Here is a 12,211-nt window from a genome sequence, read left to right on the forward strand (position 1 = left end):
ACCACATTCGCCATGCAGGCGACCGGCAAGCGGCATCGCCTGCTGGTCATGCTGTTCATCACCGTCGTCATCACCTATCTGGACCGCAGCAACCTGTCGATTGCGGCCACCGCCATCGCGCAAGACCTGCAACTCGATCCAGCCCATATGGGGCTGGTGTTCTCGGCCTTCGGCTGGTCGTATGCCTTGCTGCAGATCCCCGGCGGCATGCTGGTGGACCGTGCCCGGCCCCGGCTGATGATGGCGCTGATCATCGGGCTCTGGTCTATCGCCACCATCCTGCAAGGTTTCGCCAGTGCCTTCGTCCTGCTGCTGTCCTTGCGCGTGCTGCTCGGCGTGCTCGAAGCACCGGCCTATCCGACGCTCAACCGCATCGTCACCACCTGGTTTCCCGACAGCGAGCGAGCCCGCGCCATTGCGGTCTACACCTCGGGGCAGTACGTCGGCCTCGCGTTCCTGACTCCGGCGCTCGTCCTCACCCAGCAACACTTCGGCTGGCACGGCGTGTTTCTCCTGACCGGGCTAATTGGCGTGCTGTGGGCGCTGGTCTGGTATGCGCTGTATCGCGAACCTTCCGAAACGGCCGGCATCAATCAGGCGGAACTCGACACGATCCGCGGCGGCGGCGGCCTCGTCGAACTCAGCAGCAACCGCGCGTCTCACACACGCTACAGTTCCGCCGACTGGCGTGCCGTGCTCGGCAACCGCAAGCTCTGGGGCGTCTATATCGGGCAGATCGCCGTGACCTCGACGCTGTGGTTCTTCCTGACGTGGTTTCCCACCTACCTCGTCAAATACCGCCACATGGATTTCCTGAAGGCGGGCTTCATGGCCGCCGTGCCGTTTCTCGCCGCCTTCGTCGGCATTCTGGCCTCGGGGCTGATCTCCGATACCATGATCCGGCGCGGCGTCTCCGCCACGGTCGCGCGCAAGGTGCCGATCGTCACGGGCCTGCTGCTGTCCACGGCCATTGTCGGCGCGAACTTCGTCGACAGCCCCTCGATGGTGATCCTGTTCATGGCCATCGCCTTTTTCGGCAGCGGCTTTTCGTCGATCACCTGGGTGCTGGTTTCATCGATGGCAAAAAAGGAACTGCTCGGACTCACGGGCGGGATGTTCAACCTGATGGGCAACCTGTCGTCGATCTGCGTACCCATCGTAATCGGCCTGCTCGTCAAAGGTAACGACTTCGCACCGGCCCTCGTGTTCATGAGCGCGGTCGGCGTGGTGGGCGCGCTGTCGTATCTCTTTCTGGTCGGCCGGATCGAACGGATCCGCTAGGCGAGCGGGTTCTGTCCCGGGACGTTACGTGCGCGCTCGGCCGTGGCGTCTCAGTTACGTAACATCCCGGACGGAACCGGCCTGAAAACGCCTGTTTGACTCCACAAGCTCACCCTCCCTCTGTGCCGGGAAGCCTTTCTGCATAAGGGTTTCCAGTCGCACCACCGGCGCTCGCCGCACGCCTGGCCCACTCCTTGCTCCATCGCAGTCAAAAGACAATGCGAGAGGCAATCATGGGCGAATTCCTTCCTGACTATCTGATCCGCGAACAGGCGGCCGTGGGCGCGCTGGTGGTGTTCGGCGTACTGCGGGTGATCGGCGCGGCACTCGCGTTTCAGCGCGGCTGGCGCATCTCGACGGTCGAAAAGTGTTTTGTTGTCGCGGCAGTGATCTATTGCGCGCCACAGCTGTTCGACCTGCTCACCCAGCTCTACGGCTCGCACGCCGCGGCAGCCGACCTCGAAGGCAAGGTGAGCGGCTGCGCAATCGCGCTGTTCTGTGCGCCGATCCTCGGCCACAAGCTGGGCTTCGAATAATTCACGCGAATCGAATGGAGCGGACCGGCACGCTGCAAGCCCGGCCGATCGAACCCGTCGCCAGAACCGTCTGAGAGCGGCCTGAGCGACCCGAGTGGAAGAGCAAAGCAATGAAAACGACGTTCCTGTCCAGACGAAAGACTTACCGCGGCGGCGATGTACTGACGCTCAAATCGGGCGGCCGGCCGATGACCGCGACGTGGGTGGGTCCCGTGGTATTCGCGCCGGGCACCTGGCTGATCTGCCAGTGGTTCGACGACGACGGCGAACTGCGCCAGGAGATGTTCCCTGAAACGATGCTGGAGCGAGTGCCGAAAGCACTCGCAGCTTAACGGGCAGTACCGGGGCAACCGGCTCCTGCCGGGCGACCGTGTGTGTTAAAGCCGCACAGACCTGCTGTGCGGCGTTTTTTTTGCCAGGCGCGCTCAGCCCAGCGAAACGTACGCCGGCACGCTATGCGACAACGCGGCGGCGGCCACGAACACACCGATCATCGCCAGGGCTTCGAGGTAAAGCACGTTCGTGAAGGTATGCGCGTCCATCGTCGAGGCGGTGCGGCGCAGCCGCGGCAGTGCCGAGAAGCGGTTCAGGCCGCCAAACAACAGCGCCAGCGCAACGAGTGCAAGCTTGAGCGTCAGGACGTGCCCCCAGGTGCTGATCTCAATCGCCTCAAACGAGCCGCCCGAACCGCGCACGGCATTGAAGACACCGGTCACCAGCACGACTGCCACCGCGACCAGCGACACGTTCGACACCTGCGTGGCCGTACGGATCAGGATGCCGCGGGCGGTCGAGGTGCCGAGCGCCGGCAGCGCCACCAGACCGGCCGCCACAACGAGACCGCCCCACACGCTGGTGGCCAGCACATGCAAGGTATGCACGCCGATTGCCGCCGAGGCGGGCCCCCCGTCGGCCGCATGTCCGAGCGACGCCTTGCCGCCGGCAATAGCGATCACCGCCAGCCACAGCAGCGCATTGCGCAGCGTGCCCGTGTGCGAGGACAGCGCGGTGAGCAGCAACACCAGCGCACCGATAAACGCGACGCTCCAGGCGTAGCCGACATGGGTCTGCGACAGCACCGTGGGAATGACGCCGAACGCCTGCGGCAAGGCACTGCCGCTCATCGCCGCGGCCTCGTACAGCAGCCAGCCGAGGTCGGCGAGCACAAGCACGAGGCTCGCCGTCAGCATCGAGCGTTGCGCACGCAACCACGCCGGACGCGCCGGTGCAACCTTCGCCTGGGCATCCTTCGCAAGCCAGGCGCCAAGCAGCGCCGAACCGACTGCAAACGCAAACGCGACATTCATGAGCGCGGCCATTGCGACCTGCCCGATCCACAATCCGTCTACTCTCATTGCACAGTGAACGCGTAAGTGGCCGTCTCGCGCGGCGCGGTGAAATGGATCGTCGGCAGCCCCAACAGCGCGACTTCAACGTTCGGCGCAAGTTTGAGCGAAGCGGGACGCGCATCGGCGTGCGCGCAAGAGATCGCGGCAAGTGCCGCGGCACCGGCAGCCGTCGCGCACGGCGACGGGCGGTTGAAATCGGATAGCTTCATGAAAGGCGAATTGCTTGTCGAAAAATACACGGAGGCGGATTGCGCGCGGTGCAACAAGACACCGGCGCCCCGGGAGTGTACGCTTCGATGGTTCGCATGCGTGTGGGTTCAACCGAGTTGCGTCTTCATGCTGGGGAAACAGTCGAGGCACGGGTAGGAGATCAACGCAAAGGCAACCCGGGCGAAACCCAAAAGGCATGGGAGAGGTGCCCGATACACACTGCGTCAAACTGTCCCATCGGCGTTTACGAGGAGGTGCCAGGTGGCCTGTGGCAAATAGTCACCATTACACAGCGATGATAGAATGCTGCGTCGCCGCAGCCCCACTTGCCCCCAAGCCGAGCCGGTCGAAGCTCGGTCGGGTCCCCGAATCTGATGGAGTTACGCGTGTCTTCAAGACGCATTTTCCGCCCGCTGCTTGCCTTTCTGCTGATCGGCGCTGCAGGCGTCTATAGCGCTGCGAAAGCGCAGACTCAGCCCCAGACCCCGGACACGATGGAAGCGCGCGTACAGGCTTGTGCAGCCTGCCATGGCACGCACGGTCAAGGGACGGACAACGACTACTTCCCCCGCCTCGCAGGCAAGCCGGCTGACTATCTGTACAACCAGCTCAAGAATTTCCGCGAGGCGCGCCGCAAGTATCCGCCCATGAACTACCTCGTCACGTATCTCTCGGACGACTACCTTCATCAGATTGCCACGTACTTCTCGCAACAGCGCCCGCCGTACCCGCCGCCGGCCAAGCCGACGGTGTCGTCGAGCACCTTGGCGCGCGGCCAGGAGATCGTGCTGCACGGCGACGCTGCGAAGCAGATTCCGGCCTGCGCCGCTTGCCACGGCAAGGCGCTGACCGGCATGCAACCGGCCATTCCGGGTCTGGTCGGCCTGCACGCCGACTACATCAGCGCGCAGCTCGGCGCGTGGCGCTCCGGCTCGCGTCACGCCATTGCGCCTGACTGCATGCACACCATCGCCACCCGCTTGACCGATGATGACGTGAATGCCGTCGCTTCATGGTTGTCCACCCAGACGGCTCCGCAAAACCCCGTGCCGGCTCCGGCGCGCTCGTTGAAGACTCCGCTTGCCTGCGGCAGCGAACCGCAATAAGGCACCGGGAGAGATGACCAAATGAAACGCAAGACTGTGTTCGCCCTTTCGGCAGTCGTCGTGGTTGCGGCCGCTGCCCTCGTTCCCGTCCTGTGGTCGGGCGGCGACAACCTGCACAACGGCAGCGCCATGGCGGCCACCCCCGCCGACCAGGCTGCCCTGGTCAAGAAGGGCGAGTATCTCGCCCGCGCCGGCGACTGTATTGCCTGCCATACAGTGCGTGGCGGCAAGGAATTCGCCGGCGGTCTGCCCATGCTGACGCCGTTCGGCACGATGTTCACGCCGAACATCACGCCTGACGACCAGTACGGCATCGGCAAGTGGACCCAGGACGACTTCTACCGCGCCTTGCATACGGGCCGCTCGAAGGACGGCAGCCTGCTGTACCCGGGCTTCCCGTTCACGAGCTACACGAAGGTCACGCGCGCCGATTCGGACGCCATCTACGCGTATCTGCGCTCGGTTCCGCCGGTCAACATTCCGAGCCGCCCGCATGAACTGAAATTCCCGTTCAACAACCGCAACCTGCTGATCGGCTGGCGTACGCTGTTCTTCCGCGAAGGCGAGTACAAGGCGGATCCGACCAAGTCGGTCGAATGGAACCGCGGCGCGTACCTGATCGAAGGCCTCGGCCACTGCGGCATGTGCCACACCTCGATCAACGCAATGGGTGGTCCGGTCAACTCGGCGGCCTTCGCCGGCGGCCTGATCCCGCTGCAGAACTGGTATGCTCCGTCGCTCACGTCGAACAAGGAAGCAGGTCTGGGCGACTGGGACATCAAGGACATCCAGGATCTGCTGAAGAACGGCGTGTCGCAGCGTGGCGCGGTGTTCGGTCCGATGGCCGAAGTGGTTCACAACAGCTTGCAGTACATGTCGGACGACGACATCCAGGCGATGGCCACGTATCTGAAGACCATTCCGCAGAAGAGTGAAGCGCCGGAAAACCTGCAGCTGGAAACCTCGGCTCAGTTCGGCACGGAGCTGCTGCAGCAAGGTCAGAAGATCTATACGGACAACTGCGCGAAGTGCCACGAGGCGAACGGTCTCGGCCAGCCGCCGAACTTCCCGCCGCTCGCCAACAACCAGTCCATTCAGATGCCGTCGGCGGTGAACCCGATCCGTATGGTGCTGAACGGTGGCTACCCGCCGAGCACGGACGGCAATCCGAAGCCTTACGGCATGCCGCCGTTCGCGCAGTCGCTGTCGAACCAGGAAGTGGCTGCCGTGGTAACGTATATCCGTATGTCGTGGGGCAACCACGGTACGGCAGTGTCGCCGCAACAGGTGGCCGATCTGCGTTCCGCGCCGCTCGACTAGACGGCACAAGCAATAAGGAGGGCGCGGCCTGCGGTTTCCCGCAGGCCGCGCCCTTCGTTTTTTAGGACCATAGCCGGACCAGTACAGGCACAATGGCATACTGGATCAGGCAGGAGAAAATGTCGTGCATGTCGGTGAGCGTTTTAACAGCATTACCCACCTCGTCGGCGCGGTGCTGTCGGTGGCGGGGCTGGCAACGCTCGTCACGATGGGCGCGCTGGACGACGATGCGTACAAGGTCGTCAGCTTCAGCGTTTACGGCGCCATGCTGTTCGTGCTGTATGCTATCTCCACGCTCTACCACAGCGTGCGCAACCCGCGCGTCAAGGCGGTCCTGCAGAAATGCGATCATTCGGCTATCTACCTGCTGATCGCCGGCAGCTACACGCCGTTCACGCTGGTCACGCTGCGTGGACCGTGGGGCTGGTCCCTGTTCGGGGTAAGCTGGGGCCTTGCGGCCTTGGGGATCGTGCAGGAACTCACGCTCGGGCGACGCACCCGCAGCGTATCGATGGTGCTGTATGTCTTGATGGGATGGCTCGCGCTCGTTGCCATTCGTCCGCTGGTCGAAGCGTTACCGACCGCGGGCACCGCATGGCTCGTGGCCGGCGGGATCATCTACAGCGTCGGCATCTACTTCTTCATCAACGACGAGCGCATCCGGCACGGACATGGTATCTGGCACCTGTTCGTTCTGGCGGGCAGTCTGTGTCAATTCGTCAGTGTTGCGCGCTACGTCGCGTGACACGCCACGACGGCGAAGTGCAACTTAAGGCCAGTCAACGTGTCTTGATAGCGCGTTGAAGCATTCGGCACACGCTGGCGTGTGCCGCCGATTTCCCTGCGAACGGACCAGGGCTCTAGCCCCGAGGCGCGCCTGCTGGCCGCGCGTTTGCCGTTTCGCGATACTGCATTGCAAAGAGTTTTTATGTCTTTTGATTCTCTCGGCTTGTCCGAACCGCTGGTCCGTGCTGTTCACGAACTCGGCTACACCAACCCTACTCCCATTCAGTTGCAGGCGATTCCGGCCGTGCTCAACGGCGGCGACCTGCTCGCCGGTGCGCAGACCGGCACCGGCAAGACGGCCGGCTTCACGCTGCCGATCCTGCAGCGTCTGCACAGCATGCCGCCGGTCACCACGGCCGCCGGCAAGCGCGTGGTCCGCGCGCTGATCCTCACGCCGACGCGCGAACTCGCGGCGCAGGTCGAGGAAAGCGTGCGCGCCTACGGCAAGTACCTGAAGCTGAAGTCCACGGTGATGTTCGGCGGTGTGGGCATCAATCCGCAGATCGATGCGCTGCGTCGCGGCATCGATATCGTGGTGGCCACGCCTGGGCGTCTGCTCGATCACATGCAGCAGAAGACCATCGACCTGTCGCATCTCGAGATCCTCGTGCTCGACGAAGCGGACCGCATGCTCGACATGGGCTTCATCCACGACATCAAGCGCGTGCTCGCCAAGCTGCCGCCGAAGCGCCAGAACCTGCTGTTCTCCGCGACCTTCTCCGACGAGATCAAGACGCTCGCCGACAGCCTGCTCGATTCGCCGGCGCTGATCGAAGTCGCGCGCCGCAACACGACGGCCGAAACCGTGGCGCAAAAGATCCACCCGGTGGACCGCGACAAGAAGCGCGAGCTGCTCACGCACCTCATCAAGGAACACAACTGGTTTCAGGTGCTGGTGTTCACGCGCACCAAGCACGGCGCGAACCGCCTTGCCGAGCAATTGACCAAGGACGGTATCAGCGCCCTCGCGATTCACGGCAACAAGAGCCAGTCCGCGCGCACCCGTGCGCTCGCCGAGTTCAAGAACAACACGCTGCAGGTGCTGGTGGCGACCGATATCGCGGCGCGCGGCATCGATATCGACCAGTTGCCGCACGTGGTCAACTACGACCTGCCGAACGTGCCGGAAGACTATGTGCACCGTATCGGCCGCACTGGCCGCGCCGGCGCGACGGGTGAGGCGGTGTCGCTGGTGTGCGTCGACGAACTGCAGTTGCTCAAGGATATCGAGAAGCTGATCAAGCGTCCGGTGCCGCAGGAAGTGATCGCCGGGTTCGAACCGGATCCGAACGCGAAGCCGGAGCCGATCCTGCGCCGCGGCCAGGGCGGTGGCGGCGGTGGTGGTGGCCGTCAGCCGCGTCAGGGTCAAGGTGCGCCGCGGGGCGACGGCGCGCGCCGCGATGGTGGTGCGGCCAAGCCCGCACAGCGTTCGGGTCAGCGCCCGGCCGGCAGCCAGCAAGCCAAGGCGCAGGGCGCCAAACCGGCCGGCGCCGGCACGACGGGCCAACCGCAAGTGCGCAAGGACAATCCGCGCCACGAGACCACTCGTCATCACGGCAAACCTGGACCTTCCACGCATGACGGCGCCGGCGCCACGCATGCACCGCGCAAGCCGCAGGGTCAGGGCAGGCCGCAGGGCGGCAACCCGGGCGCATTGCTGGGCGGCGGCGCCAAGCCCCGCAGCGATGCGCCGCGTAGCTCGCAACCGCCGCGCAACGGCGGTCAGCGCGGGCGTTGAGCGCGGACATTGAGTGTCGGCGTTGGGTGTCGGCGTTAGGCGCAGGCGTTAGCCGGCAAGCCTCATCGCCTTCATTCGTTGGCGCTATTTATTGACGCTACTCATCGGCACCAGTCCTCGCCGTCACAAACGGGCCGCCGCAGCGGCCCGCTTCAGGTGCTCGATCTGCCGCTCCCATCGATCGAGCACCGCCCCACTCCCCTCTTCCAGTTCGAACGTGATACCGCCCGTCAGGCGCGCATAGCGAACCCGCTGCGTCTCGCCGTTATCGATGAAGCCAATAAAGTGGGCCAGCCCGCTGTCGTCGCCACTCGCCGAGGCCAGCGGCTCGAACTGCAACTGCACCTGATAGAACGCGTCTTCGCAGACAAAGGTCAGCGCCGCGCGGCCGCTCTGCGTCAGCACGCCGGCAGCCCGCGACTGCGGCCATAGCGCGATGCAGAGCGTGCGTGAATCGGGCGCATACAACTCGCCCACGCCCAGCAGCGAAGTCCGCACGTAGCCGTTCGCGCCGGCCGTCAGCAACGATGCGGTAAAGCCGGTCTTGCTCGCCAGTGCGCTGCCGTCGAACAAGGCACGCGCCGCAGGCGGCCATTCGTCGAAGACGTCCTGCTCGAGCTGACGCCTGGATACAGAATCGGTCATCGCCGGACTCCGGTTGGTCGATCGTCTTGAATCGAAATACGCACTATGAAAACACGAATGGCCCGCGCAGGCGGGCCATTCGTTCAAACGTTCACTCACTCAACGCGCCGGAACGATCCGGCCGAGGCGTCCGGCAAGCGAGCCGTGCGCCTCCCACCGGCCATCAGCGGAAGAATACATGCTGCGTAATCTTCGCGAGCGGGTAATGCACGCCGGGCTGAATGCGCGCCGGCAGGTCGAGCGGCTTGAGCAGCATCTTCACGCACATGTCGGCTGAAAGATTGCGGCGCACGAGTGCGTTGATGCGTGCAGCACGTTCGCGGTTATAGGCAGAATCGTGCACGCGCTCCGGATAGCGGATCGCAAACACATGACGCAGCGCAATCTCCGAGTCCTCGTTCTTGATTTCCAGCACACGGCGCATCAACGCGCCAAGTACTGCAAGCCGGCCATTGCCTTCGATCTTGTTGTACTTCTTGAAATACTTGAAAAAGTGCTTGTAGTGACGCACTTCGTCGGTGCGAATGTTGTCCGTGATCTGCTTGAGCACGGGCTCATCCGAGCACTCGCCGATCGCCCGGTACAGCGTTGCCGTGCCGGTTTCAACCACGCAGCGTGCAACCATTTCAAGCGCACGCGTTTTCTCGAAGTCCTCGACGGAACACGTCTTCGAATACTCTTCGAAGAAGTTATGGAAGGCCGTATCCCAGTCGAACTCCGGCCAGACGTAAGCGATATAGGTCTTCAGGGCCCGGCCGTGCTGCATTTCTTCGGGCTCCCACTCATTGTTGAGCCACGCCGATACTTCCGGGTCGCCATTGAAGAAGGTGCTCAGGTTGCTGGTGTAGAGATCCGTACCGCTTTCAATAAACGAGGCCGCGCACAGCAGAAGCAGCAGATCTTCGTTGGCCACGGCCTGTTGCCGGTCGATCCGGGTGAGGTCAATGTCCTCAATCCGCCAGGGCATCACATGGTTACGCTCAGTGTGCATTTGTTTCTTGCTCCGAAAGCTGTATCGACTGATGGAGCGTGCCTCACGCCACTTGCGTTCGCCGGGCCGCCTTTGTTTCGATACAGCACCTTGAATTAGAGTTAACCCCTTGTATCTTGCATCTTAGCTGGTGTTCCGCAACTCTGCAGACAACAGAGCACAGACCTTACCCAAGATCAGCAGTTCCGGAGACGGGATAGTCGAATTGTTCCAATACAACACAGACGCGGCGTGCGGCACGGCAACGGCAGTGCGTAAGGGGCCGCCACGGCGTGCGTCAAGGGGATGGTGCGCAAGGCGCGGTAAGGTATCAGCGGCCTCGCGTAAGGCGCGAAAATTTGCCGCAGATCAAAGGGGATGGGGACCCTCGCCGGTGCACGGCGATGCCGTTGGCGGGCAAGCCGATTAGCAGACCGAACGGCCCAGGGTGCATGGCCGTGCCCTGCGGCACCCGGAAATGAGCGGCAATAATCGGCAATAACCGGCTATGCCGATGCGCCAGACAAGCTTCACGCAATCGGCATAGCCGCAGGTCAACAGCACACTCGCGCTGCAGCGCGAGGTTTAAAACAGATCAGAAACCCGCTGCAAGACCGTCGCGCCGGCTGTCGCTCGCGGCCACGTAGCCACGCTCCGGATCGTTGCGATCGAGCTTCCAGATGTACTGGCCGGAGCCGAAGTCCATGTAAGAATCGTCGACAGACTTGATCGTATGGCCAAGATTTTCGAGCGCGCGGGCGGTGTTGGCGTCGAGCGTTGCTTCGATGTCGATGGTGAAGTCGCGGTTCACCTTCCAGCGCGGCGCATCGCACGCCGCCTGCGGCTGCTGGCCGTAATCGAGCATGCGCACGATCGATTGCAGATGGCCTTGCGGCTGCATGTCGCCGCCCATCACGCCGAAACTCATCACCGCTTCCTGCTTGCCGTCGACCTGTTGCGTGAGGAAGGCCGGGATGATGGTATGGAACGGCCGCTTGCCGCCTGCGACAACGTTCGGCGACTTCGGGTCCATCGAGAAACCGCAGCCGCGGTTCTGCAGCGCGATGCCCGTGTCCGGCACGACGATGCCGGAGCCGAAGCCCATGTAGTTCGACTGAATAAAGCTCACCATCATGCCGCGCTCGTCGGCCACCGACATATAGACGGTGCCGCCCGCCTTGGGCATGCCGAAGTCGAACCGCGTCGCGCGCTTCGGATCGATCAGCCGGGCGCGCGAGCTCAGATAAGCATCGTCGAGCATCTGCTCGGGCGTCACTTCCATTGAGCGCGGGTCGGCAACGTAGCGGTAGACGTCGGCAAACGCGAGCTTCATCGCTTCGATCTGCAGGTGCTGCGACTCGACGCTGTCCACCGCGAGCGCACCCATGTCGAATTTTTCAAGGATGCCCAGTGCGATCAGCGCGGCAATCCCCTGGCCGCTAGGCGGAATCTCGTGCACTGTGTAGCCGCGATAGTCTTTGCTGATCGGCTCGACCCAGTCGGGGCGGTAATTGCGCAGGTCTGCCGCGGTCAAGGCGCCGCCGCCTTCGCGTGCGAATGCCGCGATCTGCTCGGCAATCTCACCTTCGTAATAAGCACGCGGACCTTGCTCGGCAAGCTTGCGCAGCGTGCTGGCGTGTCCGGGAAAACGCACCAGTTCGCTCACTTGCGGCGCCCGGCCGCGCGGCATGAAGGTCTGCGCAAAGCCCGGCAGGTCTTTCAGTTCGGGCACAGCCGCCGCCCATTTGTAGGCCACGATGCTTGCGACTGCGTGGCCGCGCTCGGCGATCTCAATGGCCGGCTCCATAAGATCGGCAAACGGCAGTGAACCGAATTTCTGGTGCAACGCCTCCCAGCCGGCGATCACGCCGGGCACGGTCACGGCATCCCAGCCGCGCTTGGGCTGCTTCGCGAGACCGTTCTCCTCGCCGTATTTGCCCTTGAAGTAATCGACGTTCCAGGCCGCCGGCGCCACGCCGGACGCGTTCAGCCCATGCAATCTGGCGCCATCCCACACGAGCGCGAACGCATCGCCGCCCAGCCCGCAGGAGACCGGTTCGACGACGGTGATGGCCGCCGCCGCCGCGATGGCCGCATCGACCGCATTGCCGCCCTTCCATAGCATGCGCAGGCCGGCCTGCGCGGCGAGCGGATGCGAAGTCGAGACGATATTGCGCGCGAACACCGGCAGGCGCGGCGTCGGGTAAGGGTTTTGCCAGTTGAAGCGGGTCATGTAGGAGACTCTCGGAAAGCGCGGCCCAGCGCGGGTA

General features: G+C 63.6%; 12 protein-coding genes. 7 read left to right on the plus strand and 5 right to left on the minus strand.

Annotation, left to right across the window (positions count from 1 at the left end; genetic code table 11):
* The first annotated feature begins 12 nt into the window (after positions 1–12).
* From FFS45_RS23515 to FFS45_RS23525, 3 genes are all read left to right on the plus strand, one after another.
* Positions 13–1,281 (plus strand): MFS transporter, encoded by a 1,269-nt coding sequence (locus tag FFS45_RS23515; RefSeq protein WP_137957062.1) that lies wholly within the window; start codon positions 13–15, stop codon positions 1,279–1,281.
* A 233-nt stretch (positions 1,282–1,514) separates the two neighbouring features.
* Positions 1,515–1,817, plus strand: a complete 303-nt coding sequence (locus FFS45_RS23520; RefSeq protein WP_137957028.1) for a hypothetical protein — start codon at positions 1,515–1,517, stop codon at positions 1,815–1,817.
* A 110-nt stretch (positions 1,818–1,927) separates the two neighbouring features.
* Entirely contained in the window at positions 1,928–2,149 is a 222-nt protein-coding gene (locus FFS45_RS23525) for a YodC family protein (protein ID WP_137957029.1), read from the plus strand.
* A 93-nt stretch (positions 2,150–2,242) separates the two neighbouring features.
* Here the strand turns inward: FFS45_RS23525 and FFS45_RS23530 are convergent, their stop codons facing one another.
* The gene (locus tag FFS45_RS23530) at positions 2,243–3,172 is read right to left on the minus strand and encodes a CopD family protein (protein ID WP_137957030.1); all 930 of its coding nucleotides are present in this window, start codon (positions 3,170–3,172) and stop codon (positions 2,243–2,245) included.
* Entirely contained in the window at positions 3,169–3,375 is a 207-nt protein-coding gene (locus tag FFS45_RS23535; protein WP_137957031.1) for a hypothetical protein, read from the minus strand. Before FFS45_RS23535 ends, FFS45_RS23530 begins: the two co-directional genes overlap by 4 nt.
* 375 nt (positions 3,376–3,750) lie before the next feature.
* Between FFS45_RS23535 and FFS45_RS23540 the strand changes: the two genes are divergently transcribed.
* The 4 genes from FFS45_RS23540 to FFS45_RS23555 all read left to right on the plus strand — a co-directional run bounded on the left by FFS45_RS23540 (position 3,751) and on the right by FFS45_RS23555 (position 8,326).
* Complete coding sequence (locus FFS45_RS23540; protein ID WP_137957032.1) at positions 3,751–4,482, plus strand: c-type cytochrome; 732 nt, start codon at positions 3,751–3,753, stop codon at positions 4,480–4,482.
* 21 nt (positions 4,483–4,503) lie between these two features.
* Positions 4,504–5,802 (plus strand): cytochrome c, encoded by a 1,299-nt coding sequence (locus FFS45_RS23545; RefSeq protein ID WP_137957033.1) that lies wholly within the window; start codon positions 4,504–4,506, stop codon positions 5,800–5,802.
* A gap of 124 nt (positions 5,803–5,926) precedes the next feature.
* Entirely contained in the window at positions 5,927–6,547 is a 621-nt protein-coding gene (locus tag FFS45_RS23550; protein ID WP_137957034.1) for a hemolysin III family protein, read from the plus strand.
* 183 nt (positions 6,548–6,730) lie between these two features.
* Positions 6,731–8,326 (plus strand): DEAD/DEAH box helicase, encoded by a 1,596-nt coding sequence (locus FFS45_RS23555; RefSeq protein WP_137957035.1) that lies wholly within the window; start codon positions 6,731–6,733, stop codon positions 8,324–8,326.
* Positions 8,327–8,449: 123 nt separating this feature from the next.
* Here the strand turns inward: FFS45_RS23555 and FFS45_RS23560 are convergent, their stop codons facing one another.
* From FFS45_RS23560 to ggt, 3 genes are all read right to left on the minus strand, one after another.
* Complete coding sequence (locus FFS45_RS23560) at positions 8,450–8,971, minus strand: hypothetical protein (protein ID WP_137957036.1); 522 nt, start codon at positions 8,969–8,971, stop codon at positions 8,450–8,452.
* A 163-nt stretch (positions 8,972–9,134) separates the two neighbouring features.
* Positions 9,135–9,962, minus strand: a complete 828-nt coding sequence (locus tag FFS45_RS23565) for a ferritin-like domain-containing protein (protein ID WP_137957037.1) — start codon at positions 9,960–9,962, stop codon at positions 9,135–9,137.
* 574 nt (positions 9,963–10,536) lie between these two features.
* On the minus strand, positions 10,537–12,174 hold the full coding sequence (gene ggt, locus FFS45_RS23570) for a gamma-glutamyltransferase (RefSeq protein ID WP_137957038.1): 1,638 nt from the start codon (positions 12,172–12,174) through the stop codon (positions 10,537–10,539).
* Positions 12,175–12,211 lie beyond the last annotated feature (37 nt).

Source organism: Burkholderia sp. 4M9327F10 (assembly GCF_005503145.1).
In the GTDB taxonomy this organism is placed as follows: domain Bacteria; phylum Pseudomonadota; class Gammaproteobacteria; order Burkholderiales; family Burkholderiaceae; genus Paraburkholderia.

What these genes read in the sequence shown, in the direction of transcription:
- FFS45_RS23515 (WP_137957062.1), top strand. Translation starts at nt 13, where the DNA reads ATGCAGGCGACCGGCAAGCGGCATCGCCTGCTGGTCATGCTGTTCATC.
- FFS45_RS23520 (WP_137957028.1), top strand. Translation starts at nt 1,515, where the DNA reads ATGGGCGAATTCCTTCCTGACTATCTGATCCGCGAACAGGCGGCCGTG.
- FFS45_RS23525 (WP_137957029.1), top strand. Translation starts at nt 1,928, where the DNA reads ATGAAAACGACGTTCCTGTCCAGACGAAAGACTTACCGCGGCGGCGAT.
- FFS45_RS23530 (WP_137957030.1), bottom strand. Translation starts at nt 3,172, where the DNA reads ATGAGAGTAGACGGATTGTGGATCGGGCAGGTCGCAATGGCCGCGCTC.
- FFS45_RS23535 (WP_137957031.1), bottom strand. Translation starts at nt 3,375, where the DNA reads ATGAAGCTATCCGATTTCAACCGCCCGTCGCCGTGCGCGACGGCTGCC.
- FFS45_RS23540 (WP_137957032.1), top strand. Translation starts at nt 3,751, where the DNA reads ATGGAGTTACGCGTGTCTTCAAGACGCATTTTCCGCCCGCTGCTTGCC.
- FFS45_RS23545 (WP_137957033.1), top strand. Translation starts at nt 4,504, where the DNA reads ATGAAACGCAAGACTGTGTTCGCCCTTTCGGCAGTCGTCGTGGTTGCG.
- FFS45_RS23555 (WP_137957035.1), top strand. Translation starts at nt 6,731, where the DNA reads ATGTCTTTTGATTCTCTCGGCTTGTCCGAACCGCTGGTCCGTGCTGTT.
- FFS45_RS23560 (WP_137957036.1), bottom strand. Translation starts at nt 8,971, where the DNA reads ATGACCGATTCTGTATCCAGGCGTCAGCTCGAGCAGGACGTCTTCGAC.
- FFS45_RS23565 (WP_137957037.1), bottom strand. Translation starts at nt 9,962, where the DNA reads ATGCACACTGAGCGTAACCATGTGATGCCCTGGCGGATTGAGGACATT.
- ggt (WP_137957038.1), bottom strand. Translation starts at nt 12,174, where the DNA reads ATGACCCGCTTCAACTGGCAAAACCCTTACCCGACGCCGCGCCTGCCG.